We start from the raw sequence: 26,887 nt of genomic DNA, 5'->3' as shown, positions 1-26,887 counted from the left end.
CGGATGCTGGGAGAAAAGAAACTGTTCCTTCTGGACATAGATGGTACGATCTGCAAAGGAAATCAACTGATCGAAGGTGCAGCAAAGTTTTTAAGAGACATTAAAGAAAATGGCGGGCAGTATGTCTTTATTACCAATAATGCGACCAGAAGTGTGGAAGATTATATCCGTTTTTTTCAGAGGCTTGGAATTCATACGGAATATACGAATTTTCTGACAGCATCTTATGCAATGATTGATTATCTGAAGAAACATCATGACGGAGAACTGATCTATGTATTAGGGACGAAATCATTCATCCGGGAATTGAAGAAGAATAAGATCCGTGTGACAACGGATTGTGAAGATGAGGAGATTACCTGTGTGGTAATCTCTTATGATAATCAGCTCACTTATGAGAAATTGACAGACACCTGTAAACTTCTAAGTACAAAGAAGGTAGACTATCTTGCTACGAATCCCGATTATGTGTGTCCGATCGAGTTCGGATATGTACCGGACTGCGGAGCAATCTGTGAGATGCTGGCACATGCAGTAAAACGGATGCCGCATTTTATCGGGAAACCGGAACCTGATATAGCAGAACTGGCATTAAGGAGAAATAATTACAGGAAAGAAGAGACAGTAATCGTAGGAGATCGTCTGTATACGGATATTTTGTGTGGATACAATGCCGGGATAGATACCGTGCTGGTGCTTACGGGAGAGGCAACTGAGGAAGAAGAAAAGAAATATAAATACCATCCGGATTATATTATGAGGTCGGTGGAAGAACTACGTCGGAAGTGGCTAAGCAGTTTGTGCTAGAAAAAGAATGTTGGAATAATAAAAATACACAATACAAGGAAGAACATGTTAATTTGATTTTCCTGTATTGTGTATTTTTGTATAAGAACATGCGGCAGCAGGTTCTGCAGATATTTCAGTAATAGATGATATTACTGAAATATCTGCAAACGTGCGCGGAGTACAGGTCCGACGATGATCGCAATGATAATCTTCACTGCATCACCGGCAAGATAAGGGATTACTCCGATAGAAAGTGCTGCAACGAATGACATTTTTAACTGGATCGCAAGCCACTCTGTACCGAAGATATAAGTGACTGCCATACCGATGATCATACCGACAACTGCCAGGATTCTGTTCTTTGGAAATTTATCAACGAACAGTCCGGAAATCAGTGCAAGGAAGATGAAACCAATCAGGTATCCGCCGGTAGGACCTGCAAGCTTTCCTAATCCACCGGTAAAACCGGAAAATACAGGGAGACCGACAAGACCAAGTAACAGATATACGATGTAACTGATGGTTGCATCTCTAAAACCAAGTACATAGATACTGATCATGATCACCAGGTTGGTAAGACTGATCGGTACCGGGCTGACCGGAATCGGAATCGCCATAGGAGCGAAGATACAGGTGATTGCAGTCATCAAAGCAATCAGAACCAGTTTGCGGGTGGAAAGCTTTTTCGTTGTTGTGCTATTTACTGTGTTGTTCATAGTGGTAATTGTCTGCCGTACGACATGGCAGAACTCCTTTCCTTTAGTTTTATATCAAAAATATAACAGAAGTATAAAATAAACAGGATAAAATGTCAACTACAAAAGATGGCTGGTTAACAATTGGACATGTGCAAGCGTATGATGTTAACAAAAGCATACGATTTGAAAATGTATAGTATTGTGTAAACATTAAAATAAATAAAGAAAAATCAGACAATTCAATTGCTAAAATGAAATAATGAAAAATAAATAAAATAAATTGCAAAAAGTATTGACAAAATAAAAGCCGAATGATATTATGTAATCAATCCAAAGGAAATCCAAAATAAACAAAAAAGAATTTCTGACGAGAAAGGGAATCTTGAAAATTCTATAGCATATATTTTATAAGAGAATTTTTATTATCAGAGTTCCGATTCATTTAGAAATCTAAAATGCATATATAGGTATAAAGTATTTGGTAATGCATCGAATATTAGATATCGTAAAGTATATTGTAAAGATAGAGAATGGATGAGGTAAGATTATAAAATGATATCACGGGGATATAGGAATAATCTTAATGAAAGAGACAAGGTAATAAATATCATTTATATTTTATGTGTATAAAGAATGAAAAAAGTTTATAAGGATAAAAAATATTTCATATGTCGGTGAGATATGTTGATTGGAAATTTATGAAAAGGAGGCTTAATCCAATGGACACAGTAGAATCATCGAATCAATATGTTAGTGGTATGACAGTTAAAAATTCCCATAGAGTAAGCCTTTATAATAATAGATAAAAAGGCCGGTAGAGGAGATTCAGATAATAATAAAAATAAACGGAGAAAATAAAACCGGATAATAAAAATAAAAAAACTGTAAACATATTGAACATAATACCATATATTTAAATATATTATTAAAATGTGTAAAGAAACATGAATAGTAGATTTGAATGAACATGTAGGACAATGAGTAAAAGATCATTGAAATACATAAAAAGGCGTCAGGGAATAAAATAATAATTAATTCTCCGAAACAAATGAAAAGTATATGATAAAATTGAATATGTAACAGCCATCATAATAAAAAGAATTATGATGGCTGTTTTTTTATCGCCATGCGTTCGTAAGGAGCTGCCAGTGGCAGGTTTTCGGCATTGCCATGCATTCGGAAGAAGCTGCCGACAATAAATTATAAACTTTTGTAACTTTTGTAATATTTTTTTAACATATTTAACCGGATATTTTGACAATAGACAGGTCATATGATAAACTTATATAAGTAAAATTGTAGGGAAATACGCTTTTTTAAAATAAATATTTGAGGTGAGAAATATTGGATAAATATGAATATAGGGTAAAGACCGAGCAGATGCTTGATCATCTGGAAAAAAAGGAATACCAGAAAGCAATGGATATTGCTGAAAGTATAGACTGGCGAAGAGTAAAGAACGCTTCTATGCTTAATACGGTAAGTGAGATTTATGAATATAACGGAGAATTTAAGAAAGGGAGAGATATCTTATTCCTGGCATTTGACAGAGCACCGGGAAGCCGTAAAATCGTATATCGATTAGGTACATTGGCATTAAAGATTAAGGATATCAGAGAAGCGACAGACTGTTATGAAGAGTTTGTTAAGCTGGCGCCAAAAGACCCGAATCAATATATCCTGAAGTATAAGATCCTGAGAACTCAGGGAGCAGCACTTTCGGATCAGATTGCGGCGTTGGAAGAATTTAAAAAAGCGGAATATATTGAAAAATGGGCATATGAACTTGCCAAGTTATATGATGAGGCGGGAATGACTGCGGAATGTCTGGAAGAATGTGATGACCTGATTCTTTGGTTCAGCGAAGGAAAGTATGTATACCTGGCGATGGAACTTAAGATGAAGTATAAGCCACTGACGCCGCTTCAGCAGGAAAAATATGACAGCCGTCCGGGAGCAGTAAAGAAGCAGCCGCAACCTGTAAAACAGACGGAGTCAACATTGGAAGAAGTTGACGATGAGAATGAATATGATGAAGGTTCTGAGGAAGAGGTACAGGAAAGTACGGTGCAGAGAATAGATGATGCACAAGTACAGGAGATTCCGCCGGAGCCGGTTCCGATGCAGGAAGAGTTTGAAATACCGGAGGAAGCCGCACAGGCAGATGTCGTACCGGAGGAAGTTGTACCGGAAGCAACTGCAGCAGTGGAAGAGACTCCGATGTACAGGGAAGAAGAACCGGAAGCATCTGTTGAGACACCTGAAGAGCATGCATCAGCAATCAAACAGGTAGTTACGGGGGCCACATTAGAAGAAGCTCTGGCACAGGGTGTTGCTGTTGCAAGCGGTATTAATATTGAAGAAGAAGCAATGAAAGAGCGCGAGGATGAAATCCTGGCAAACGGTCAGATGATGATCGATGATATCCTTCAGAAATGGGAAGCAAAACAGAAAGATCATGAAGAGGCGATTGCAAAGCAGAAAGCCAAAGATGAGGAGCGTCTCCAGAAGGAAAGAGAACAGGCAAGAATCCGTCAGGAAGAAGAGCGCAAAGAAGTAGAAAGAAAAGCAGCTGAAGCAGAGGCCAGAAGAAAAGCTGAAGAAGAGGCAGCAAGAAAAGCAGCTGAGGAAGAGGCAGCAAGAAAAGCAGCCGAAGAAGAGGCCAGAAGAAAGGCTGAAGAAGAAGCAAGAAGAGCAGCCGAGGAAGAGGCAGCAAGAAAAGCAGCCGAAGAAGAGGCCAGAAGAAAGGCTGAAGAAGAAGCAGCAAGAAAAGCAGCTGAGGAAGAAGCCAGAAGAAAAGCCGAGGAAGAGGCAGCAAGAAAAGCAGCCGAAGAAGAGGCCAGAAGAAAGGCTGAAGAAGAAGCCAGAAGAAAAGCCGAGGAAGAGGCAGCAAGAAAAGCAGCTGAAGAAGAGGCCAGAAGAAAGGCCGAGGAAGAGGCAGCAAGAAAAGCTGAGGAAGAGGCAGCCGACGAGAAAGAATCTGAAAGAAATACACAGAGAATACCGGATGACATTGTCCGTCTGATGGAAGAGATGGAGAGTGAAAATGAAGATTCCGAAGATGAGATTTATGAGGAAGAATTTGAAGACGGTCCGGGAATGGATGAAGATTTCATAGAAGGAATCGAAGATGAGCTTGACGGACTGGATATGAATGGAAGCAGTTTCGAGGAAGGTGATTTTGACGAAGGCGACTTTGAGGAAGAGGATCTTGAAGGGGAAGACTTTGACGAAGGCGACTTTGAGGAAGAAGATCTTGAAGGAGAAGACTTTGACGAAGGCGACTTTGAGGAAGAAGATTTCGACGAGGAAGACTTTGACGAAGCTGACTTTGAGGAAGAAGATCTTGACGAGGAAGAACTTGAAGAGGCCGATTTTGACGAAGCCGATGACGAAGACGACTTTGAAGACATAGATGATGAAGAAACCGATTTTGACGAAGGCGACTTTGAAGAAGATATGGACGAAGAGGATTTCGACGAAGAAGAGATCGACGATGACGAAGAGCTTGATTTTGGCGAAGACCTTGAAGGGGAAGATTTTGACGAAGCTGACTTTGAGGAAGAGGATCTTGATGAAGGAGACTTTGACGAAGGCGACTTTGAGGAAGAAGATTTTGACGAAGAAGAGATCGAAGATGAGGATGACACAGAAGAATTAGAGATTGAAGAGCCATCCGAAGAAGAGATCCAGGCAAGAATTAAAAAGTCAAAAGGTGGAGTTCCATTTGATACCGGATTCGTTGTAACAGGAAGATATGATCTGAGTGCAACGAGTGAAATCGGATTAAAGGCAGGACTTACGGAAGAACAGAAGAAGTTATTCTCATATTTCGTTCCGGTAAGAGGAATGAGTGAACAGATCGTAGAGGTTCTTGATAATGACAGACGTGCCCAGAGAGAGGGTACTTCCAAGACAGGAAACCTTCTGGTAATCGGAAGAAAAGGATCTGGTAAAACAGTTCTTGCGGTTGATATCGTAAAAGCAATCCAGAAACAGAGAAATCTGAAACAGGGTAAAGTAGCGATCGTTACAGGTGAGTCTTTGAATAAGAAAGAACTTACGAATATCATCCAGAAGCTTCGTGGAGGAGCAATCATCATTGAACATGCTGGCAAGCTGAATTCAAGAACGGTAAAAGAACTTAATTATCTGATGGAAAAGAAGACAGGTGAATTACTTTTCGTACTGGAAGATCAGAGAAAACCTCTGGAGCGTCTGATGACAGCTAATCCGGAATTCAAGAAGAAATTCAGTTCGAAACTGGAACTTCCGGTATTCATTAATGATGAGCTGGTAACATTCGGTCAGACATATGCGAAAGAGAATGGATATAAACTGGATGAGATGGGAATCCTTGCACTGTACAGCCGTATCGATGTAATGCAAAGAGAAGACCATGCAGTATCTGTTGCAGAAGTTAAAGAGATCATGGATGAAGCAATTGCTCATTCACAGAAAGCAAATGTAAAACACCTTGCACGAAGAGTATTTGGTAAGGGAACAGATGATTCTGACAGAATTATTCTGAAAGAAGAAGATTTTAAAATTTAAGTCAGATTTTGGAAGAGTTTTGACAAACTAAACTGTCAAAACTCTTTCTTTTTGCCCTTTTGTAAAGTATAATGTTGTTATAAATATGCAACAGAATGCGAGGGGTAATTATGGCTGAAAAAAAGAAGAAACCGTATGAAATAGGCGAGCTGGATCAATACCTTTTCGGACAGGGCAATCATTACGAGATTTATAAGAAGCTGGGTGCACATCTGGTACAGGACGGAAAACAAAAAGGTGTGTATTTTGCGGTATGGGCACCGCATGCACAGGCAGTTTCGGTAGTCGGAGAGTTCAATGAATGGGATACAGAGGCGAACCCGATGAAGAGAGAAGAACCTCTGGGAATCTATACCTGTTTTATACCTGGTGTGAAGAAAAATCAGATGTATAAGTATTGTATTGAGACTTATTCGGGAGAACAGATATTTAAGGCAGATCCATATGCCAATTATGCGGAATTAAGACCTGGAACAGCATCCAGAGTTACAGATATTGAGAATATAAAATGGACGGATACAGAATGGATGACCCACAGAAAGACCTGGAATCATAAGCATAAGCCGATGTCTGTCTATGAGGCACATATTGGTTCCTGGATGCGCCATCCGGGACGGGAAGATGAAGGTTTCTATACATATAGAGAGTTTGCCAGAGCAATTACCAAATATATTAAAGAAATGGGTTATACACATGTGGAGCTGATGGGGATCGCGGAGCATCCGTTTGACGGTTCCTGGGGATATCAGGTGACTGGTTATTATGCACCGACATCCCGGTATGGGACACCGGAAGATTTCGCATGGATGATCAATTATCTGCATAGAAATAAGATCGGTATCATTCTGGACTGGGTACCGGCCCATTTCCCGAAGGATGCACATGGACTTGCTGATTTTGACGGAACTGCGACGTATGAATATGCAGATCCAAGACTTGGAGAACATCCGGACTGGGGAACAAAAGTGTTTGACTTTGGAAAAAATGAAGTCCGCAATTTCCTGATCTCCAATGCATTGTTCTGGATTGAAAAATTCCATATAGACGGACTTCGTGTAGATGCTGTTGCGTCTATGTTATATCTGGATTATGGACGGAAAGATGGCGAATGGGTAGCGAATAAGTATGGTGAGAATAAGAACCTTGAAGTGATTGATTTCTTCAAACATTTGAACTCTGTTGTTCTTGGAAGAAATCCGGGAGCACTCATGATCGCAGAAGAATCTACAGCATGGCCGAAGGTTACCGGTGATGTGGAAGAAGGCGGTTTAGGTTTCAGCCTAAAGTGGAATATGGGATGGATGCACGATTTCACGGAATATATGAAGCTGGATCCATATTTCCGTAAGGATAATCATCATCTGATGACATTTGCCATGAGTTATGCATACAGTGAGAATTATATCTTGGTATTGTCGCATGATGAAGTGGTACATCTTAAGTGTTCGATGCTTAATAAGATGCCGGGACTGGGATTTGATAAATATGCTAACCTTAAAGCTGGTTATGCATTCATGATGGGACACGCCGGTAAGAAGCTTCTTTTCATGGGGCAGGAATTCGCACAGCTTCGTGAATGGAGCGAGGAAAGAGAACTTGACTGGTTCCTGTTGGCTGAGCCGGAGCATCAGCAGATGAAAGAGTGGGTAAAAGCGTTGCTTCATCTGTATAAGAGTCATAAGGCGATGTATGAGATGGATCAGAGCTGGGAAGGATTTGAATGGATCAATGCGGATGATGGATACAGAAGTATCTATAGTTTCATGAGACATTCCAAAGGTGCAAAGAAGAATCTGTTGTTCGTCTGCAACTTTACGCCGATGGCAAGAGATGATTACAGAGTCGGAGTTCCGAGAAAGAAACAGTATAAGTTGATTCTGAACAGTGATGAGGAAAAATACGGCGGAACCGGAGAGGTAAGGAAGAAGATCTATAAGGCTGAGGCAAAAGAATGTGATGGAAGACCGTATTCATTTGCTTATAAGCTGCCGCCTTACGGAGTTGCTGTGTTTGAATTTTAAGAGGAGTAATTTTAGGATTATTTAAATTTTGGAATAGAGAGATTTTAATTTGAATGAAGTAAAATAAAAAACGCCGGGAAGTTTTTTTAAGCTTCCCGGTGTTTTTATACCAAAGTGTGCAAGAAAAGCTGCCAGTGGCAGGTTTGCTGTATTGTCATTATAATTCGTTTGTTACTATAATTACCTGCTAATGCTTATGTCTAGTTGGCAGAGCCGTTAGCTGTGGAATCAGACGTATCAGAGTTGGAAGAATCTGATTCGCTGCTGCCTGGTAAGCTGCTCTGAGTATCGGACTGATCATCGGCACTGTTATTCAGTGAAGAATCATCAGCAGAGTTGTCTGTTGTGCCGGCATCTGAAGAATCTGCATCACTGTTCAGAGAATCATTCTGTGTGTCGTCAGACTGATCATCATCAGTATCTTTGCTGTCCTCTGTATTGGCATCGTTTTTGCTCTTATCTGAATTGTCTTTTTTAGAATCGCTTCCGCCGAACAGATCCTTGAAGAATTTCTTGATCTTGCCCCAGAATCCGCTGTCATCGCTGTTGTCATCCGAACTGCTGTCGGAAGAATTATCTGCGCTGTCGGAATTGTTCGAAGAAGAGTTGTCGGAAGAATCCAGTGTGCTGTTACTTACGACATCATCGCCGAGTGCACTGTCATCCGTATTGTTGATGATTCCGCCATCAGAGCTGTCACTGCCGCCGAAGATTCCTTTGATGGAATTCCAGAGGTTGGAGAAGAATCCCTCGCTCTTTCCGTCGATGTTGTTCAGTGTATTCTTCAGTGCTTTGACATCATAGTCATACTGGGAAATGTTCTTTAACAGTTCAGAGATCTTGTCGATCTGTTCCTGTGTCAGAGTGACATCGTTATTCTTGGCAGCATCTTCCACTGCATCCTGAATATCGTTTTCATCTTTTAAGCCGTCTTCAATAACGCTTTCTTTGGCATCATTCATGACATCTTCGGCTTTGTCCTGTCCGATATCATTTGCCAGATCTCCTGTTGTGACAAGTTCGTCGGTTGCGGCAGCCTTCTGATCTTCGTTCAGAGTTGTTCCGGTGGCTTTCTCATAAGCCATCATGATTCCTGTCAGTGCGCCTGTTCCGGATACTTCGATCGGAGAAGCAGCGATAACGTTACAGTTCTCAACACCGGATGTAAGAAGTGTACTGGAGATCATAGAACTTGTAACATAAGTTAAGTTGGAAACCTTTACTTGGATTCCGCCGCTTGTGGTCGGCTCTACATATGAACAGCTGTAGGTACGGGTACCGATCTGTTCTTCCGGAGCGACCCCTTCGAGATATTTTCTTTCATCTGCATTGGTAACTTCGATGACTTCTGCTTTGTCAGAAGAGGTACCAAAGTACTCATACATGGAATTCTTCTGTGAATCTGACAGGTTGGCTCCAAGTGTTACAACTTTAGATGAATCTGCCTTTACGACCAATGGTGCCGCAGTAGAACCAAGTACAACTGCCATGGCAACTGGTAATGCTCTTTTTAAATTTTTCATAATGCGTGGTGTGTTCACCATGCCCCCTTTTTATTAAATATATTTATCCCTGTTACTTCTTAAATATAGCATAAAAAACTATGTTTTCCTAGGAAATATAAATTAACTATTTCTAAAGATTTTCTGTAGACGTGCGTCAAAATCGTTCTGTGATATCATCCCCTGCATGACAGCGATCAGTTCCTGGCCTTTGAAAAAGAGAAATGTCGGAAGAAGATCTGTCTGATACTCAGCTGCGAGAAGTCCGGATTCTGTGGTCTCTACTTCAAAAAAGCGAATGCTGCCGGAATATTTTTTCTGATATTTTTTTTCGAGATCTTCTATAATGGGACGCATCATTGCACATTTTCCACACCAGACGGCGTAGAACATGACTACGGCAAACACGGGATGGTCCGTGCTTTCACCCGCCGGTGCATCGGAAGAAAGCTGCCAGTGACAGGACCTGAAGCTTTCAAAGTTTTGTGTCGTCAGATGTAACATAAGCTTCCACCCTTTCACAGGATTACAGGAGCATAAGATATGCTCTCTATTAATATATGAAAGGAAAGGGAAGAGGTTCCTTTATCTGCGTTTTGCGATCAGTTTGCAGATCGGATTGCCCATGGAAGAGAATTTTGCTTCATATTCGGTCATAATATTTCCCTGGTTCATCTTACTGTCATTATGAAGATCATAGGAAAGCTGATCCAGAACGAACAGTTCGGAAGTCTTAAGTTCTTCTACGGAAAAGTCGAAGAGCGGACGGTTGTCTGTCTTGAATTCTACGGTTCCGTCTGCAGTCAGGACTTTGTCATAAAGCTTGAAAAATTCGTTGGATGTCAGTCTTCTTCTTGCATGGCGGGCCTTTGGCCATGGATCGGAGAAGTTCAGGTAGATACGGGATACTTCCGCCGGGGCGAATACCGTCGGCAGGTCATTCGCATCCATACAGATGAATCGGATGTTGGCAGGAGCTTTTCCTTCGGTTTCCAGTTCCTGGAATTTCTCAACGGCACGTAATAAGACGCTGGAATAGCGTTCGATGCCGACGTAGTTGATCTGTGGGTTTTCGGCTGCGAGAGTCAGAAGAAACTGACCTTTTCCCATACCGATCTCGATGTGCAGCGGTCGTTCATTTTGGAACTCCTGATTCCAGTGTCCGCATAAGCTTTCCGGATTCTTAACAACTTCTTTGCAGGCTTCGAGAACGCTCTCTGCACGTGGTATATTTCTAAGACGCATATGTGTGTTCCTCCTTATAATCAATGGATTTGCAAGGATTTTCTGACATTTTGCAAATCGTTCTTAGTTTAGCGTCTGTGCAGGAAAAAGTCAATGGAAGTGGAAATTGTCAGAAGAATTGAGAAAAATAATACAATATATACAAAATGATAGTGGTAATTTTAGAAAATAGGTGTATTATTATAACATGGATAAAAAAGTAACAATTATTCGTTGTGAAATGTGCAAAAAGGAGGGCGGCTTATGAACTCTGTTATTGAGAAATTGGCTGAAGTGGAAGAAACGGCGGAGGCGATCGTAGAGCATGCCAGACAGCAGAAAAGTGAAATTGAAAAACAGATACAGGAAGAAAGGAATCAATTTGACCGGGACCTGGAAGAAGAGACACAGAAAAAACTGGAGAAGATAAAAGCAAAGTCGCAGCAGGAAGTAGAGAAAGTTCTGGACCGGGAACGGAAGAAGGACCAGAAGGCGATTGATGATCTGAAGAGGGAATACGAAGAAAATCATGACATTTATGCAGAGGAAATCGTAAGACATATGATCGAGGTGTAGCGTATGGGAAATGTGATGGCTTACAGCGGGATCACGACAAAGGTACGTGCGATGTCGGCGAAGCTTCTGAAAGAGAAAGATTATGATACGATCGCAGGTCTTGGTACAGTGACAGAAGCAATTGAATATCTGAAAGACAAGACGGCGTATGCACCATATGTGGAGCGGATGGATGTTTCCTTATATCATAGGGGAAATGTGGAGAAGATCCTGTATCAGTCGTTGTTCGATGATTATTCGAGGATCTTCCGGTTTGCCGGGATGGAGCAGAAGACGTTCTTAAAATTATACTGGAAACGGTATGAAGTCGATCTGATCAACTACTGTTTGAGGATCGTGTTCAATCATTATGAGAAACCATTTGATCTGGAATACAAGAAAGAGTTTTTCAACAGATATTCACAAATTTCCATAGACCGGTTGATAACTTCGAAAAATATCGACGAGCTTGTAGATAACTTACGGGATACGGAATATTATGGTGCGCTTGCCAGAATCAGAGATTCCGGAGCGGGAACGCTGTTTGATTATGATCTGGCATTGGATCTGTATTATTTTTCTACGATGTGGAAAAAGGGAAAACGGGTTCTGAAAGGACATGAGCAGAAGATATTCTTAAAGGACTATGGAATGAAGATCGATCTTCTGAATCTTCAGTGGATCTACCGTGCGAAGAAGTATTATCATATGCTTCCGCCGGATATCTATTCGATGACGATCCCGATCCACTATCGGATAAAAGTAGAAGAATTCAAGACACTGGTGGAGACGCCGACACTGGAACAGTTTGAAGCAGAAGTGGAAAAGACGTACTATGCAGGAAAATATAATTATATGCAGACGGATAAAACACTGGAACAGATGTACCGCGACTGCCTGCGGAAGTTGTACCTGACTGATAAAAGGAATGATCCGTATTCGATCGCGATCGTCAATACGTATCTGTTCCTGAAAGAAGAAGAAATCTATAAACTAACGACAGCCCTTGAGTGTATCCGTTACGGTTTGACGAAGGGAGAGACATTAGGATACTTAGGAGGTGTGAATCAATGATTGTTAAGATGAAGTTCTTAAGCATCAGCGGACCGAAGAATGATATCGACCGTGTCTGCGAGGTGTATCTGTCGAAATACGAGATGCAGCTTGAGAATGCGGCGGCGGAGCTTAAGACGACCGACAACCTGCAGCCTTTTGTGGAAGTCAATCCATACAAAGAGCCGCTTGCGAAGGCAGAACAGTTCAGCGCACTGTTAGCGGATGAAGACCAGAGGATCGATGTATCGATGAATCAGGAGGATATGCTGAACCTGATCCGGGATGTCAATCATGACTATCTGGATCTGCTGGAGAAGAAAGAGTTAACGAAGAAGCAGGTAGATGAATACAAAGAAAAGCTTCTGATCATGGAGCCGTTCCGGACACTGGAACTGGATATGCAGAAATCATTAAAGTATAAATATATGAAAGTCCGGTTCGGACGGGTAGATGTGAATTATTACAAACGTCTGGAAAAATATTTATTTGATGATCTGAATGCGGTATTTATCGAAGGTACGAGGAATGAAAATTATGTATATGGATGTTATTTCGTATCGAATGCGGATTCCAGTAAGGTGGATTCGGTATTCAATTCCTTACATTTTGAAAGGATTGCAATTCCATCCGAATACATAGGAACGCCGGCGCAGGCCTGTGAAGAGCTTGAAAAAGAAATTGAAGAAAAACAGAAAGAGATTGCTGGGATTAAAAAACAGATCAGTGAGCTGATGGCAAAGAATGCCGCAAAGCTCCGAGGTGCGAAGACGCGTCTGGAAGAACTGGCTACGAACTTTGATGTCCGCAAGCTGGCGGCAAGGATTGAAGAGGGAGATAATAAAGAAGACTATTACATCCTGTGCGGATGGATGGGCGAAGATGATGTGAACAAATTCCTGGCGGAATCGAAGAATGATGATAAGGTATTCGTTGTTGTAGAAGAAGACAAGGAGAAATTCTTCGGAGAGCCGCCGACGAAGCTTAAGAATCCAAGGTTCTTCAAGCCGTTCGAGATGTTCATCCGGATGTACGGGCTTCCGGCAAATGATGAGATGGATCCGACGATGTTCGTGGCACTGACGTATACATTTATCTTTGGTGCGATGTTTGGGGATGTCGGCCAGGGCTTATGCCTGTTTGTATTCGGCGGGCTTTTGTACCTGATTAAGAAGATCAACCTGGCTGGGATCATATCCATTGCGGGACTGTTCTCAACATTCTTTGGATTCATGTTCGGAAGTATCTTCGGATTCGAAGATGTGATACAGGCACACTGGTTAAGGCCGGTGGATGCGATGACGAACCTGCCGTTTATCGGACAGCTCAACACAGTATTTGTGGTTGCCATTGCATTTGGCATGGGACTGAATATCCTGGTGATGATCTTTAACGTGATTAATTCGATCAAGAGTCATGATGTGGAAAATATGTTATTTTCCCATAATGGAATCGCGGGACTGGTGTTCTACGGATTCCTGGTGCTGACGATCGTGCTTTACATGACGGGACATAAGGTTCCGGGCAATATCCTGATGGTAATCTTCCTAGGAGTTCCGGTGATCTTGTTCGTATTCAAGGAACCGCTGGGAAATCTGGTGACAAAGCAGCATAAGAAGATGGAAGAGGGCAAGGTAATGTTCTTCGTGCAGGCGTTCTTCGAACTGTTCGAGACGATGCTGAGCTATTTCTCCAATACCATTTCTTATGTGCGTATCGGTGCATTTGCCGTCAGCCATGCGGCGATGATGGAGGTTGTGTTGATGTTATCCGGCGCAAGTGCGGGACACACGAACTGGATCGTGTTCGTGCTTGGAAATGTGCTGGTGTGCGGACTGGAAGGTCTGGTCGTCGGTATCCAGGTACTGCGTCTGGAATATTATGAGATGTTCAGCAGGTTCTATAAGGGAACCGGACGGGAGTTCAAGCCGTTTCACAGCCAGAGTGACGAAAAGTAAAGAAACGATTTAAGTGATTTTGTGATCCAGAGGATAAATCGCCATGCGTTCGAAAGAAGCTGCCAGTGGCAGGTTCTGTAGAGGAAAAATAATAAGACAGAATTCAGAGATATATTTACAGGAGGACAAAAATATGAGCCTGACAGTTAGATTATTGTTAATTGCAACATTGTTACTTAGCATTGTAATTCCATTCGGATATTTCCTGATCGGACAGAGGACGAAGAAGCGTTATAAAAGAGCCATCGGCACGAATGTATTTTTCTTCTTTAGTACTGTCCTGATCGCGGGAATCATGCTCTTTGCGGGAGATCCGGTACAGGCAGCAGAAGCAGCCGGCAATACGGCATCGAACGCAACCGGATTCGGATACCTGGCAGCAGCACTTTCAACCGGTCTTTCCTGCGTCGGTGGTGGTATCGCCGTTGCAAGTGCAGCAAGTGCGGCTCTTGGGGCAATCAGCGAGGATTCCAGTGCACTTGGTAAGTCACTGATCTTCGTAGGTCTTGCAGAAGGTGTGTGTCTGTACGGACTGATCATCTCCTTCATGATCTTAGGTAAATTGTAAGATGAAGATGTATCTGATCAGTGATAATATCGATACTCTGACAGGAATGCGTCTCGCAGGGGTAGACGGAATCGTGGTACATGAAAGAGAAGAACTCCGGTGTGCGATCGAAAATGCCATGGAGGATAAGAATGTAGGTGTGATTCTGCTGACGGAGAAATTCGGAAGAGAATTCCCGGACCTGATAGACGAGATCAAGCTGGAGCGGACGATGCCGCTTCTGATCGAGATTCCTGACAGACACGGGACCGGACGTAAGAAAGATTTTATCACGTCGTATGTAAATGAAGCGATAGGGTTGAAATTATAGACAGGAAGAAGGTGGCACATTTGACAAACGAAGAGAAGATCACGCATATCCGGACGGCGGCGATGGAAGAAGCAAGAGCGGAGGCGAATGCGATCGTAAAGCAGCATGAGGATGCGCTTCGAAGTGTGTTCGAACAGCATCAGATCGAAGCCAGACGGCAGTCGGAGACGAGAGTGCGTGCGGAGAGTGTGACTGCAAAACAGCAGCTGAATATGGCGATGTCAAAGGCGCAGCTTGAATTAAAACGTGAGATGGGAAAGACGCAGACAGAACTTAAGACGGAACTGTTCGAAGAAGTGCAGTTAAAGCTTCTGGCGTTCATGAGAACGGAAGAGTATAAAGAAGTTCTGATCCGTTATATAGAGAAAGCAGCACAGTTTGCATCAGGGATGGCGATGACGATCTATATCAATCCGTCTGATGCAGACAAGAAGACATATCTGGAAGAACGTACGGGAATGACGCTGACGATCAGCAAAGTGGATTTTATCGGCGGGGTGCGTGCGGTTGTGCCTGAGAAGAATGTCCTGGTGGACTATGCATTCAAAGGTGCACTGGAGAATGAATACCAGAAATTCCAGTTCCGGGGAGGTGTAAAGGGTGAGTAGCGGAAAGACAGAAAAGATATATGGCATCAACGGCCCGGTCATTTACCTGAAAGGGAAGACGGATTTTAAGATGTCGGAAATGGTCCATGTGGGAGAAGAAAAGCTGGTTGGCGAAGTCATTTCCCTGGATAAGGACCGGACGACGGTACAGGTGTATGAGGAGACTTCCGGACTGCATCCGGGAGAACTTGTGGAAGGTACGGGAGCGGCAGTGTCGGTTACGCTGGCACCCGGCATCCTGAATAATATCTTTGACGGTATTGAGAGACCGCTGGAGCGGATCGCTGACAAGGGCGGGGCATTTATCACCCGTGGTGTCAGTGTGGACGCACTGGACCGTCAGAAACTCTGGGAGACGCATATCACAGTGGCTGAAGGCGATATGGTACAGGGTGGAACGATCATTGCGGAAGTGCCGGAGACGCGGGCTATCGTGCACAAATGCATGGTTCCGCCGGGAGTAGAAGGGACTGTTGTATCGGTGGTTCCGGATGGTGAATATACGATTGATGAGACGCTGGTTACGATTGAACTGTTCAATGGAGAAAAACGAGAACTTTCGATGACACAGCACTGGCCGATCCGTGTACCGAGACCGGTGAACCGGAGATTCCCGGCAAGTGTGCCGCTGGTAACAGGACAGCGAATTCTGGATACGATGTTCCCGATTGCAAAAGGTGGAACGGCTGCGATCCCGGGAGGATTCGGAACGGGTAAGACGATGACCCAGCATCAGATCGCAAAATGGTCGGATGCGGATATTATCATATATATCGGATGCGGCGAGCGTGGAAATGAGATGACACAGGTTCTGGAAGAGTTTTCGGAGCTGGTCGATCCGAAATCGGGCAATCCATTGATGGACAGAACGACGCTGATCGCCAATACATCGAACATGCCGGTAGCTGCCCGTGAGGCGTCCATTTATACCGGACTGACACTGGCGGAATATTACCGTGACATGGGGTATGATGTGGCGATCATGGCGGATTCGACATCCAGATGGGCAGAGGCACTGCGAGAGCTTTCGGGACGACTGGAAGAGATGCCGGCGGAGGAAGGATTCCCGGCGTATCTGGCATCGAGACTGTCGGCATTCTATGAAAGAGCCGGCATGATGCAGACGTTAAATGGTGCGACAGGATCGGTCTCTATCATCGGAGCGGTATCTCCGCAGGGAGGAGATTTTTCTGAACCGGTTACGCAGAATACGAAGCGTTTTGTGCGCTGCTTCTGGGGACTGGATAAATCCCTGGCGTATGCGAGACATTTCCCTGCGATCCATTGGCTGACGAGTTACAGTGAATATCTGAATGACTTAAGCGGCTGGTATTCGGATCATGTATCGCCGAAATTCGTTGATTACCGGAACCGTCTGATGGCGATCCTGAACCAGGAGAGCAGCCTGATGGAGATTGTAAAACTGATCGGCGGGGATGTGCTTCCGGATGACCAGAAGCTGATCCTGGAGATTGCGAAGGTGATCCGTCTGGGATTCCTGCAGCAGAATGCATTTCATAAGGATGATACGTGTGTATCACTTGAGAAGCAGTTCAAGATGATGGATGTTATTCTGTATCTGTATAAGACGAGCCGGAAACTGGTGGCGATGGGGATGCCGATGTCGGTGCTGAAGGCAGAAGGTATATTTGAGAAGGTCATTGCGATCAAGTATGATGTGCCGAATGACAATCTGCAGTTACTGGATCTGTATAAACTGGATATTGATGACTTTTATAACCGCGTCATCGAGAAAAATGCGTAAAGGGAGGGACGTAAGATGGCAATAGAATATCTTGGACTGAGCAGCATTAATGGCCCTCTCGTCGTACTGGAAGGCGTGGAAAATGCATTTTACGATGAGATCGTGGAATTTATTGTAGATCATGATACGAGGAAAATGGGACGTATCGTGGAGCTGGATGAAGATAAGGCCGTGATCCAGGTATTTGAAGGAACGGAAAATATGTCGCTGGATAATACCCACACGAGGCTTACGGGACATCCGATGGAAGTTGCCGTGTCAGAGGAAATGCTGGGCCGTACATTTAACGGGATCGGGGAAGCAATCGATGGCCTTGGACCGATCACAGATGCTGAGAAGCGGGATGTAAACGGACTTCCGCTGAATCCGGTCAGACGGGAATACCCGAGAAACTATATCCGTACCGGAATCTCGGCAATTGACGGACTGACGACACTGATCCGCGGGCAGAAGCTTCCGATATTCTCAGGAAATGGACTTCCGCATGATCAGCTTGCGGCACAGATCGTCAAGCAGGCTTCGCTTGGTGACAATTCGGATGAACAGTTCGCAGTTGTATTCGGAGCAATGGGTGTGAAGCACGATGTGGCGGAATTCTTCCGTAAGACATTTGAGGAAAGCGGTGTGGCAGACCATGTGTGTATGTTCTTGAACCTGGCGAATGACCCGGTGGTGGAGCGTCTGATCACGCCGAAGGTAGCACTGACGGTAGCAGAGTATCTGGCATTTGAGAAAAATATGCATATTTTGGTTATCCTGACGGATATGACTTCTTTTGCGGAAGCTATGCGTGAAGTGTCTTCTTCCCGTGGCGAGATTCCGTCAAGAAAAGGATATCCGGGATATTTATACAGTGAACTGGCAACGATCTATGAACGTGCCGGTATTGTGGACGGGGCAAATGGTTCCGTAACACAGCTTCCGATCCTGACCATGCCGAATGATGATATTACACATCCGATCCCTGACCTTACCGGATATATCACAGAAGGACAGATCGTACTGGACCGTAATCTTCACGGTCAGGCAGTCTATCCGCCGATCAGTATCCTGCCATCGCTTTCGCGTCTGATGAAGGACGGTATCGGAAAAGGATACACGAGAGAAGATCATCAGGATCTTGCAAACCAGTTATTCTCCGCTTATGCGAAGGTCGGAGAGGCAAGAAACCTTGCTTCCGTTATTGGCGAGGATGAATTGTCGCCGATTGACAAGCAGTATCTGAAGTTCGGTGAAGAATTTGAAAAACGTTATATCGGGCAGGGACCGACGGAGAACCGTACGATGATGGAGACTTTGGATCTTGGATGGGAACTACTTGGACTTCTGCCGAAGGAAGAACTGGACCGTATTGATACGAAGCTGATTGAGAAGTACTGGAAGGATACGCGGGATACGCTGGTGACAGAAGAGTAGGAGGGATGCATATGGATCCGAGAGAATTTCCTACCAAGGGAAATCTGATGCTTGCGAAGAATTCTCTGATGCTTGCGCGTCAGGGCTACGATCTGATGGATAAGAAGCGGAATATTCTTCTGAAAGAACTGATGGGACTGATCGATGAGGCAAAAGATATTCAGGAAGAGATCGATGCGACATTTACAAAAGCATACGCCTGCCTGCAGCGTGCCAATATCGAACACGGGATCAGTAAAGTCCAGGAACTGGCATTTACTGTTCCAATCGAGGATTCTCTGAAGATGCAGACCAGAAGCATCATGGGAACGGAGATCCCGCACATCAAGTATGATGCGAAGCAGAATGATCTGACGTATTCGTTCAGCACGACACATGAGTCGGTGGATATTGCAAGAGAAGCTTTCCGGGAAGTGAAGGAACTTACGATCAAGTTGGCTGAGGTGGAGAACTCGGCGTACCGTCTGGCGGCAAATATCAAGAAGACACAGAAGCGGGCAAATGCGCTTAAGAATATTACGATACCGATGTATACGAATCTGGTGCATACGATCAGTAATGCGCTGGAGGAGAAGGAAAGAGAAGAATTTACACGGTTGAAGGTGATAAAGAGGATGAAAATGTAGAAAAAATGTAAAATAGGCCGGTAGATTTCTGAAAATCTCCCGGCTTATTTCAACGACAAATTTTGCAGAGTAATTCCAGTTATCCCCAACAAAAGAGGAGTTATCCACGGGAAACTGTGGATAACTCCTCTTTTGTCTGATAATTCCGCCGCATTAATCGACATAGAATGACAATGATTATAATGAACGGGATTTTTCTGTACTTACATTGATGCATTCAATTACAGCACCACGCATACCAGCCTTTTCGAGAGCTTCGCAGCCTTCGATGGTTGTTCCGCCCGGTGATGTAACCATGTCTTTTAACTCGCCCGGGTGGATTCCTTTTTCGAGAATCATCTTTGCAGTACCAAGGCAGGTCTGTGCTGCAAGGCGGTATGCCGTTGCACGCGGGAGTCCCTGTTTTACACCGCCGTCAGCCATGGGTTCAATGAACATAGCTACATAAGCAGGACCTCCGCCGCTTAAGCCACAGGCTGCATCTAAGAGGTGCTCCGGAATCATTTCTACCACACCGATCGTGCTGTAGATAGATTTTGCTGCTTCTAATTCGTCCTCTGTCAGATCGTTGTCGGAGCAGAGTGCAAATGCACCTTCGAATACCATTGCAGGGGTGTTAGGAAGAAGTCTTAAAATTCTAGGTGTGCCATCGATCATATTCTGGAGTCTCTCGACAGTGACACCGGCTACGATGGACATCAAAGCTTTTCCATCCGGGGCTTTTTGGCACTGTGACAGAGCTTCTGGTGCATTTTGTGGTTTTACGGCAAGAAGAATGATCTCGCTTTTTTTGTGACCATAGTTATAACCTCCTTGGGGGATAAATTGTTATAGTTTTTTGTTTGGGACGGAGAATTTATAAAAATCCTCCGTCTCCTTATGAACAGAAACTTTAAGGAGTCAGCTTATGAAGCTCCCACGCTTTCTCAATACTTCCCGGTGTTTCCATCAATAATTTCGTACCTTCTGCCATACATCTTGCAACATAGAGCATACCTTTCTGTCCGATAGTCATACCGGCCTGTTTGGCAGCAGCCCAGTGATGAAGCGGGGTGCCTTTACACATCGTAGCGGCACTTAAGGTGATCAGCGGAACCGTGTGGCTGACCTGTGAAGCATCTGTGCCGATAGCGATCGGAACCGGCTCATCTTCAAGCGGTTCCAGGCCGGAGAATAGTGTTCCGTCATTGATGAGCCCGGCTTCTTCTGTAATCTGCTTTGCGAAATCCAGTTCTTCCGGTGTATAAGTCGGTGTCGGGACTTGGGTCATGGCATCGTAATATAATTCTGTCAGTACCCGGTTAACTTTCATCTCACTGCAGCTTGCAACCAGTTCGATATCGACGGTGGTGTCTGTCATAAGAGCGGCACCTCTTGCGCAATTGTCTACACGTTCGCTTGCATCTTCGGTGCGGGAACGTAAGTAGGAGCGGATGAAATAATTTGTCTTCGCGATATCCGGAACAACATTTGCCGGAAGGCCGTTATCAATGTAGGCATAATGCATGCGGACATCTCCCGGTACGTGCTCACGGAGATAGTTGACGCCTACATTCATAAGTTCAGCGGCATCGAGGGCACTGCGTCCCTTTTCAGGAGCTTTGGCGGCATGGGAACTGATTCCGTGGAATGTGTAGTTCTTAATGTCCTGTGCCTGCCAGATATCGTTGCTGACACGGTTGCGGTCGAATGGATGCCAGGTAATAGCAACATCGAGGTCATCAAAGACTCCCTGATCGTTCATCACGATCTTGCCGGACATGATCTCTTCGGCCGGGCAGCCGTAGACGCGGATCGTTCCGGCAGCACCGGTTGCTTCCATATCGGCTTTTAATGCGCAGGCCGCTGCGGCAACAGCAGTTCCAAGCAGGTTGTGTCCGCAGGCGTGTCCGACACCTGCCAGAGCATCATACTCAGCCAGGAATCCAAGGAGTGGTTTTCCACTTCCCCAGACTGCGGTAAATGAGGTGTCGATACCGGCTGTTTTCCATGTTATTTTAAATCCCTGGCTTTCCAGATAATCTGCCAGGCATTTGGAAGAAAGTGTCTCCTGATATGCAAGTTCCGGGTGATGGAAAATGTAATCGGCAGTATGTACAAGTTCTTCCTGATGATCGTCGAGCCAGCTGGCAATAATATTGTCAGGTGTATGTTCGGTTGTTAGTTTATTCAAAATATAGATACCTCCTCATAGAATCGGGTGTTTATCTATCATTTTAGCATAGAAAAACAGGATGTAAATAGATTTCATAGCTTTCTTATATGAAAAGTAAAAAAATGTCAATAAGCAGCAAATTCTATTCAACCGGATAAAGACCGTTCAGTACATCCAGATATTCCTGTCCAAATGTATCTACATAATCAGCAAGCGCAAGTTTAACTGCCTCGTCCCCTTTTTCACCAAGATTCAGGATCAGAGCCTGACTGACGGTATATTTTAAATGTGCTGTGTGGAAATTAAAATCTTTCATACAGGAAGTCCCAAGTTTGGCCTTTTTCTCAGCCAGTTCTTTTACCTCTTCCTGCGAGAGCGGGTGTCCCCAGTCGAATTCACAACGCTTGCCGCCCCAGCTCATAGATGTGGCAGTCGGTGTACAGACGAAGTCGGAACGGAAACCCTGGTAAACGGCATTATCTACATTGACGCAATAATATTTCCCATATTCGGTAATGTTATGCTTTTTCCATGCTTCACACCATGCACATTTTGCAATGTAAGTCTGAAGTGTCGGTTCGGTGCGAAGCGTTCCGAAGTCCATTTGTCCGGCGTAATCTGGTTTCCATTCACCGTATGCCTGATTGGTCATGGTAGTCAGTTCATCACCGTGTGCGAGTGCATTTGCCGCCATGCGGGCACCCCGCTCATTTCCATAGGTAGTCATTCCGGCAAGGATTGCGTCTTTTCCGGCTTCACCGCATAATTCAATTGCATGTTTGGCGAGAAATGCGAACATCATGGCATGATGTTCGATTTTGCAGCTGACAGGACAGACTTTATTTCCATTTTCACTCATATTAAAAACTCCTTTCGACATTTGTAAGTGATAATCTATTTATTACAATACTACATTGCAGTGAAAAAGTCTCGAGAAAAGGCTTGATAAAAAGGAAAAAAGCGGTATGATAGTAAAAAAGAAAAAGCAATTACTTAAAAGTGAGAATAAAGTTGAAAATTAAAGAGGAAAAAAGTATGAGCAGGAAAAAGTTAAAAAATAGAAGACGAAAAGATCGTGCACAGAGAAAGATTCTGATTGCAGCAGTCTGCATAGCAGCAGTGATCATAGGTGTGGGAATCGGCGGGCATGTTATAAAAAAGAATGCCGGTAAAACGATGACAACGGCCGAGACGGAAAGTAAAAAGGCAGTATCAAAGAAAAAAGCAACTGCAAAAAAACTTACGATCAATGAGAATGAAACTGATGCATCCAATAAAGAAAATCAAGGCCAAAAAGATCAGGCAGATGACAGAAGTGAATTTGCAGTTCAACCAGGAAGAAAAGTGGGTACAACAGAACAATCGGATGAAAAAGTTGTCTATCTGACGTTGGATGACGGACCGTCTAAGAATACGCAGGCGGTGCTGGACATTTTGGATAAATACAATGCGAAAGCAACATTTTTTGTTACAGGAGCCATGCCGGAATATAAAGATATGATCAAAAAGGCTTATGATAAGGGACATACGATCGGAATGCATACATATTCTCATGATTACGCAAAGGTGTATGCATCTGTTGATGCATATTTTCAGGATCTTGACCAGATTGGACAGCTTGTAAAAGAAGAGATCGGCTATGTTCCGTGTTTTATCAGATTTCCGGGAGGATCTTCGAATACCATATCTGCAAGTTACACGAAGGGAATTATGACAACGCTTACGCAGGAGGTTCAGGCAAGAGGATATCAATATTATGACTGGAATGGAAGTTCGGGAGACGGGGCCGTGAGGACAACGGAACAGCTTGTGGATCAGGCAACCAGTTTCCATGACAATAATATCATCCTGCTGTCACATGATTCCGAGACCAAAGATACAACTGTGGAAGCGCTGCCGAAAATTATTGAATATTATCAGTCACAGGGATATGTGTTCAAAGCATTGGGTATTAACAGCTATGTTGCACATCATGGTGTGAATAATTAATTATATATGTAGGGAAATGTGTTGATGGTTGTTGTACTTATGTTGAATAGAATAACGGAAGATCTGGCGGAAAACATGTAAATACAAAGAAGAAAAAAGATGTTATCAACCAGAGTGAGACTACAAAGCCAGGTTCTGTCTCGTGAGGAGAACGGGTCTTGCCGGAAATATATTCAGACATTCCAAATGAAAATATTACACTGGAATAAAAAAGCAGGATGTCTAAGATCAGAAAATTCCGGCCGAGAATCCCGGAATATGTGTAAAAAACAGAAACAGTAAAAAACATTCCGAGAAGCACACCCAGATACCGACAGTAAAAGAACGGTAAAACAACCGGATGCAGAGACAGATATTCCCATATGCTTACGAATAAAAAAGGAAAATATAAAAGTTTCAAATGTTCCCACACGGATTCATTAACCGGGCAGAAAAGTGCAACGATTGGAGACTGCCCGGATAAAAAATACAGGAAATGATTCAGTGTTCCGAGAAAGGCAGCGACCAGGACAAAATGCAGAGCTGTGCCTTGAATGCAGGAGATAATCTCTGTGCAGACAGTATAAAAGATTTTTTTGAAATTGGTTGTAACATAATGGATAATATGGCTCATAAATTCAACCCCCATATCAATATATGAGAAAAATAAAAAAATATGAAAAAAAGTAAAAAAGTACTTGCATTTTTAAAAACCTTATTATATAATAAGTCTTGTCGTTACGGAGAACGTAACACAGACAACCAAAGATGCGCGATTAGCTCAGTTGGTAGAGCACCTGACTCTTAATCAGGGTGTCCAGGGTTCGAACCCCTGATCGCGCACTATTAAATCACTGTTTTTGCAGACTGCGAGCTGCGGGGATGGTGATTTTTTTGTTGCTTATTTCCGGGAAAACTGAGGTCAATAATTTCTGATTGAACTTCGGATAAGTCTTGAGCCGGAAACACGTTCGTGTTAGTATAATCATAATTTACAATAGAAGAAAAGAGTGAGAAGATGAGCAGTCATACACTGGAAGGAAAGAAAAAGACACAAAATGGCGTGAAGCGGCTGATGTTCACGGTGTTTTCGATATTATTGGAAGTGGTGTTCCTGGTTGGAATATTCAAGGGACTGAATGAATATGCAGTAGTTATAGATAATATGACCAGAATATTTGCCGTCATACTGGTTCTGAAAATATATGGAAGAAATGAGACTTCCTCGATGAAGACACCGTGGATCATCCTGATCCTGACACTGCCGATTCTTGGAGTGGCACTCTATTTTCTGATCGGTCTGAACGGCGGAACCTGGAAGATGCGGATGCGCTACAAAAAGATTGATGAGAAGCTTCTGCCTCTTTTGCCGGAGAACAAAGAAGTATTGCAATGTCTGAATGCATCAGATCCGAAAGCGGGAAATGTTTCCAATTATATAGAAAGAAATGCGTGTTATCCGGTGTATCAGAATACGGATGTGATTTATTTTGATGAAGCGGTCAAAGGACTGGAGGCGCAGCTTGCTGATCTTGCGAAGGCGGAGCAATTCATTTTCATGGAATATCATGCAATTGAGGATGAATATGCATGGAGCAGGATCCAGACGGTTCTGGAGGAACGGGTGAAGGCAGGTGTAGAGGTCCGGGTGTTCTATGATGACATGGGATCGATCGGATTCGTCAATCTGAGTTTTGCGAGAAAACTGGAAGCGAAAGGAATTGCCTGCCGGGTATTCAATCCGCTGCTTCCGGGACTTAATATGTTCCTGAATAACCGTGACCACAGAAAGATTACGGTGATTGACGGAAAGGTTGGGTACACAGGCGGTTATAACCTGGCAAATGAGTATTTTAACTATACACATCCATACGGAGAATGGAAGGATACGGGAATCCGTCTGGAAGGGGATGCGGTGGCTTCGCTTACGGCAGCATTTCTGGAGATGTGGGAATCGTCCGGGAAGACCCCGGCCGGTGTGGACGTTCTGGATATAGAGGCACAGAAAAAATATCTGGTACAGCATCCGTATCAGGCGCAGCAGACGGGATATATCCAGCCGTATGCAGATTGTCCGTTAGATGGGATCCAGGTTGGAGAGGATGTCTATATCAGTATCGTCAATAAAGCGGACAGATACTGCTGGTTCATGACGCCGTATCTGATCATCACGGATGAGATGACACATGCCCTTTCGCTGGCGGCCAAGCGCGGTGTGGATGTACGGATCATCACGCCGGGAATTCCGGATAAGAAACTGATCTACAGTATCACCAGGTCGTTCTATCACAATCTGGTACAGGATGGTGTAAGGATCTATGAGTGGACACCGGGGTTCTGTCATGCCAAGATGAGCGTGGCGGATGACTGCATGGCGACTTGCGGCACGATCAATCTGGATTACCGGAGCCTTTATCATCATTTTGAAAATGGATGTTTTATGGCGGACTGTGATGCAGTACTGGACATCCGACGGGATATGGAGCAGACTTTTGAGCAGTGCAGGGAAGTGACGGAGAAGTATAAGTCCGGCCGAAGTGCGACTCTGCGGCTGGGACAGTTGTTCCTGCGATTGTTTGCGGAGCTGTTGTAGGAAAGAAGAAGGTAAAGGGACTGGGAATGCAGGTTTGCATTTCTGGTTCTTTTTATTCTTGCATATTGACATATATCGAGATACGATATATAATAAAACCAAGAAGAAAGAAAATTTTTTTACACTCAACTATCGAAAGCCGATATATAATGAAAGCAAATATAAGAAAGGAGCAATCACTATGAAAGTAAACAAAAATATGGTCTCAGGAAATACCGCAATGTTAATTCTCAAATTGATCTCAGAAAAGGATATGTACGGATATGAAATGATCGATACACTCTCAAAGAGATCGGACAATGTATTCGAATTAAAGGTAGGAACATTGTATCCGCTGCTTCACAGCATGGTACAGTCCGGATATTTGGAAAGTTATAACCAGGAGGCGAACGGGAAACTCAGAAAGTATTACCGGATCACACCTAACGGGAAGAAATATCTGGAGAAAATGATCGAAGAATGGAATGCTTATGCTAATGCAGTTACGAGCATGATCCAGTATTCCGTATAGCACAGGTAAGGCA

The 26,887-nt window shown here is 43.7% G+C and carries 23 protein-coding genes and 1 tRNA gene; 16 read left to right on the top strand and 8 right to left on the bottom strand.

What is annotated here, in order from left to right; all coding sequences use genetic code 11:
• Positions 1–3: 3 nt before the first annotated feature.
• Positions 4–807 (top strand): HAD-IIA family hydrolase, encoded by an 804-nt coding sequence (locus tag NQ508_RS13305; protein WP_006428810.1) that lies wholly within the window; start codon positions 4–6, stop codon positions 805–807.
• Between the two features lie 131 nt (positions 808–938).
• Here the strand turns inward: NQ508_RS13305 and NQ508_RS13300 are convergent, their stop codons facing one another.
• Positions 939–1,505, bottom strand: a complete 567-nt coding sequence (locus NQ508_RS13300; protein ID WP_006428808.1) for a biotin transporter BioY — start codon at positions 1,503–1,505, stop codon at positions 939–941.
• A gap of 1,362 nt (positions 1,506–2,867) precedes the next feature.
• Between NQ508_RS13300 and NQ508_RS13295 the strand changes: the two genes are divergently transcribed.
• Entirely contained in the window at positions 2,868–6,041 is a 3,174-nt protein-coding gene (locus NQ508_RS13295; RefSeq protein ID WP_006428806.1) for a hypothetical protein, read from the top strand.
• Positions 6,042–6,151: 110 nt separating this feature from the next.
• Entirely contained in the window at positions 6,152–8,062 is a 1,911-nt protein-coding gene (gene glgB / locus NQ508_RS13290) for a 1,4-alpha-glucan branching protein GlgB (RefSeq protein WP_022416449.1), read from the top strand.
• A gap of 200 nt (positions 8,063–8,262) precedes the next feature.
• Here glgB and NQ508_RS13285 read toward each other — a convergent pair whose 3' ends face one another.
• From NQ508_RS13285 to trmB, 3 genes are all read right to left on the bottom strand, one after another.
• Complete coding sequence (locus NQ508_RS13285) at positions 8,263–9,585, bottom strand: DUF1002 domain-containing protein (protein ID WP_006428804.1); 1,323 nt, start codon at positions 9,583–9,585, stop codon at positions 8,263–8,265.
• A gap of 102 nt (positions 9,586–9,687) precedes the next feature.
• Positions 9,688–10,068, bottom strand: coding sequence for a thioredoxin family protein (locus NQ508_RS13280; protein WP_006428803.1), 381 nt, complete (start codon positions 10,066–10,068; stop codon positions 9,688–9,690).
• An 81-nt stretch (positions 10,069–10,149) separates the two neighbouring features.
• Positions 10,150–10,809 (bottom strand): tRNA (guanosine(46)-N7)-methyltransferase TrmB, encoded by a 660-nt coding sequence (gene trmB, locus NQ508_RS13275; protein ID WP_006428802.1) that lies wholly within the window; start codon positions 10,807–10,809, stop codon positions 10,150–10,152.
• A 243-nt stretch (positions 10,810–11,052) separates the two neighbouring features.
• Between trmB and NQ508_RS13270 the strand changes: the two genes are divergently transcribed.
• From NQ508_RS13270 to NQ508_RS13230, 9 genes are all read left to right on the top strand, one after another.
• Positions 11,053–11,364: a hypothetical protein gene (locus tag NQ508_RS13270; RefSeq protein WP_006428801.1), complete on the top strand. Its 312-nt coding sequence runs from the start codon at positions 11,053–11,055 to the stop codon at positions 11,362–11,364.
• Between the two features lie 3 nt (positions 11,365–11,367).
• Complete coding sequence (locus NQ508_RS13265; protein ID WP_006428800.1) at positions 11,368–12,417, top strand: V0D/AC39 family V-type ATPase subunit; 1,050 nt, start codon at positions 11,368–11,370, stop codon at positions 12,415–12,417.
• A complete protein-coding gene (locus NQ508_RS13260) occupies positions 12,414–14,354 on the top strand; it encodes a V-type ATP synthase subunit I (protein ID WP_006428799.1) in 1,941 nt (646 codons plus the stop codon). Before NQ508_RS13265 ends, NQ508_RS13260 begins: the two co-directional genes overlap by 4 nt.
• A 133-nt stretch (positions 14,355–14,487) precedes the next feature.
• Positions 14,488–14,922 carry an ATP synthase subunit C gene (locus NQ508_RS13255; RefSeq protein WP_022415203.1) on the top strand — a complete coding sequence of 145 codons (435 nt, stop codon included), beginning with the start codon at positions 14,488–14,490 and terminating at the stop codon, positions 14,920–14,922.
• Position 14,923: 1 nt separating this feature from the next.
• Positions 14,924–15,232, top strand: coding sequence for a V-type ATP synthase subunit F (locus tag NQ508_RS13250; protein ID WP_006428797.1), 309 nt, complete (start codon positions 14,924–14,926; stop codon positions 15,230–15,232).
• A 20-nt stretch (positions 15,233–15,252) separates the two neighbouring features.
• Complete coding sequence (locus NQ508_RS13245) at positions 15,253–15,840, top strand: V-type ATP synthase subunit E (RefSeq protein ID WP_022415201.1); 588 nt, start codon at positions 15,253–15,255, stop codon at positions 15,838–15,840.
• Complete coding sequence (locus tag NQ508_RS13240; protein WP_022415200.1) at positions 15,833–17,605, top strand: V-type ATP synthase subunit A; 1,773 nt, start codon at positions 15,833–15,835, stop codon at positions 17,603–17,605. Before NQ508_RS13245 ends, NQ508_RS13240 begins: the two co-directional genes overlap by 8 nt.
• 15 nt (positions 17,606–17,620) lie before the next feature.
• Positions 17,621–19,021: a V-type ATP synthase subunit B gene (locus NQ508_RS13235; protein WP_006428794.1), complete on the top strand. Its 1,401-nt coding sequence runs from the start codon at positions 17,621–17,623 to the stop codon at positions 19,019–19,021.
• Positions 19,022–19,032: 11 nt separating this feature from the next.
• Positions 19,033–19,647, top strand: a complete 615-nt coding sequence (locus tag NQ508_RS13230; RefSeq protein ID WP_022415198.1) for a V-type ATP synthase subunit D — start codon at positions 19,033–19,035, stop codon at positions 19,645–19,647.
• 177 nt (positions 19,648–19,824) lie between these two features.
• Here NQ508_RS13230 and proC read toward each other — a convergent pair whose 3' ends face one another.
• The 3 genes from proC to NQ508_RS13215 form a co-directional block, all read right to left on the bottom strand.
• Positions 19,825–20,469, bottom strand: coding sequence for a pyrroline-5-carboxylate reductase (proC, locus tag NQ508_RS13225; protein WP_080543161.1), 645 nt, complete (start codon positions 20,467–20,469; stop codon positions 19,825–19,827).
• A gap of 70 nt (positions 20,470–20,539) precedes the next feature.
• The gene (locus NQ508_RS13220) at positions 20,540–21,823 is read right to left on the bottom strand and encodes an amidohydrolase (protein ID WP_416387610.1); all 1,284 of its coding nucleotides are present in this window, start codon (positions 21,821–21,823) and stop codon (positions 20,540–20,542) included.
• 121 nt (positions 21,824–21,944) lie between these two features.
• The gene (locus tag NQ508_RS13215) at positions 21,945–22,661 is read right to left on the bottom strand and encodes an L-2-amino-thiazoline-4-carboxylic acid hydrolase (protein ID WP_044920647.1); all 717 of its coding nucleotides are present in this window, start codon (positions 22,659–22,661) and stop codon (positions 21,945–21,947) included.
• Between the two features lie 176 nt (positions 22,662–22,837).
• Here NQ508_RS13215 and NQ508_RS13210 point away from each other — a divergent pair, with 176 nt between their 5' ends.
• Entirely contained in the window at positions 22,838–23,791 is a 954-nt protein-coding gene (locus tag NQ508_RS13210) for a polysaccharide deacetylase family protein (protein WP_006428789.1), read from the top strand.
• Between the two features lie 37 nt (positions 23,792–23,828).
• Here the strand turns inward: NQ508_RS13210 and NQ508_RS14325 are convergent, their stop codons facing one another.
• Positions 23,829–24,404, bottom strand: coding sequence for a DUF6512 family protein (locus NQ508_RS14325; RefSeq protein WP_242654802.1), 576 nt, complete (start codon positions 24,402–24,404; stop codon positions 23,829–23,831).
• 136 nt (positions 24,405–24,540) lie between these two features.
• On the opposite strand from NQ508_RS14325, the gene NQ508_RS13200 reads away from it, so the two are divergent.
• The 3 genes from NQ508_RS13200 to NQ508_RS13190 all read left to right on the top strand — a co-directional run bounded on the left by NQ508_RS13200 (position 24,541) and on the right by NQ508_RS13190 (position 26,874).
• Positions 24,541–24,613: transfer RNA gene (locus NQ508_RS13200), tRNA-Lys, on the top strand.
• Between the two features lie 175 nt (positions 24,614–24,788).
• Positions 24,789–26,363, top strand: coding sequence for a phospholipase D-like domain-containing protein (locus NQ508_RS13195; protein WP_006428786.1), 1,575 nt, complete (start codon positions 24,789–24,791; stop codon positions 26,361–26,363).
• Between the two features lie 181 nt (positions 26,364–26,544).
• A complete protein-coding gene (locus tag NQ508_RS13190; RefSeq protein WP_006428785.1) occupies positions 26,545–26,874 on the top strand; it encodes a PadR family transcriptional regulator in 330 nt (109 codons plus the stop codon).
• Positions 26,875–26,887 lie beyond the last annotated feature (13 nt).

This window comes from Dorea longicatena (genome assembly GCF_025150085.1).
Taxonomy (GTDB): domain Bacteria; phylum Bacillota; class Clostridia; order Lachnospirales; family Lachnospiraceae; genus Dorea_A; species Dorea_A longicatena.
This window is presented reverse-complemented; position numbering and strand designations above follow the sequence as displayed.

What these genes read in the sequence shown, in the direction of transcription:
- NQ508_RS13305 (WP_006428810.1), top strand. Translation starts at nt 4, where the DNA reads ATGCTGGGAGAAAAGAAACTGTTCCTTCTGGACATAGATGGTACGATC.
- NQ508_RS13300 (WP_006428808.1), bottom strand. Translation starts at nt 1,505, where the DNA reads ATGAACAACACAGTAAATAGCACAACAACGAAAAAGCTTTCCACCCGC.
- NQ508_RS13295 (WP_006428806.1), top strand. Translation starts at nt 2,868, where the DNA reads ATGCTTGATCATCTGGAAAAAAAGGAATACCAGAAAGCAATGGATATT.
- glgB (WP_022416449.1), top strand. Translation starts at nt 6,152, where the DNA reads ATGGCTGAAAAAAAGAAGAAACCGTATGAAATAGGCGAGCTGGATCAA.
- NQ508_RS13285 (WP_006428804.1), bottom strand. Translation starts at nt 9,585, where the DNA reads ATGAAAAATTTAAAAAGAGCATTACCAGTTGCCATGGCAGTTGTACTT.
- NQ508_RS13280 (WP_006428803.1), bottom strand. Translation starts at nt 10,068, where the DNA reads ATGTTACATCTGACGACACAAAACTTTGAAAGCTTCAGGTCCTGTCAC.
- trmB (WP_006428802.1), bottom strand. Translation starts at nt 10,809, where the DNA reads ATGCGTCTTAGAAATATACCACGTGCAGAGAGCGTTCTCGAAGCCTGC.
- NQ508_RS13270 (WP_006428801.1), top strand. Translation starts at nt 11,053, where the DNA reads ATGAACTCTGTTATTGAGAAATTGGCTGAAGTGGAAGAAACGGCGGAG.
- NQ508_RS13265 (WP_006428800.1), top strand. Translation starts at nt 11,368, where the DNA reads ATGGGAAATGTGATGGCTTACAGCGGGATCACGACAAAGGTACGTGCG.
- NQ508_RS13260 (WP_006428799.1), top strand. Translation starts at nt 12,414, where the DNA reads ATGATTGTTAAGATGAAGTTCTTAAGCATCAGCGGACCGAAGAATGAT.
- NQ508_RS13255 (WP_022415203.1), top strand. Translation starts at nt 14,488, where the DNA reads ATGAGCCTGACAGTTAGATTATTGTTAATTGCAACATTGTTACTTAGC.
- NQ508_RS13250 (WP_006428797.1), top strand. Translation starts at nt 14,924, where the DNA reads ATGAAGATGTATCTGATCAGTGATAATATCGATACTCTGACAGGAATG.
- NQ508_RS13235 (WP_006428794.1), top strand. Translation starts at nt 17,621, where the DNA reads ATGGCAATAGAATATCTTGGACTGAGCAGCATTAATGGCCCTCTCGTC.
- NQ508_RS13230 (WP_022415198.1), top strand. Translation starts at nt 19,033, where the DNA reads ATGGATCCGAGAGAATTTCCTACCAAGGGAAATCTGATGCTTGCGAAG.
- NQ508_RS13215 (WP_044920647.1), bottom strand. Translation starts at nt 22,661, where the DNA reads ATGAGTGAAAATGGAAATAAAGTCTGTCCTGTCAGCTGCAAAATCGAA.
- NQ508_RS13210 (WP_006428789.1), top strand. Translation starts at nt 22,838, where the DNA reads ATGAGCAGGAAAAAGTTAAAAAATAGAAGACGAAAAGATCGTGCACAG.
- NQ508_RS14325 (WP_242654802.1), bottom strand. Translation starts at nt 24,404, where the DNA reads ATGAGCCATATTATCCATTATGTTACAACCAATTTCAAAAAAATCTTT.
- NQ508_RS13195 (WP_006428786.1), top strand. Translation starts at nt 24,789, where the DNA reads ATGAGCAGTCATACACTGGAAGGAAAGAAAAAGACACAAAATGGCGTG.
- NQ508_RS13190 (WP_006428785.1), top strand. Translation starts at nt 26,545, where the DNA reads ATGAAAGTAAACAAAAATATGGTCTCAGGAAATACCGCAATGTTAATT.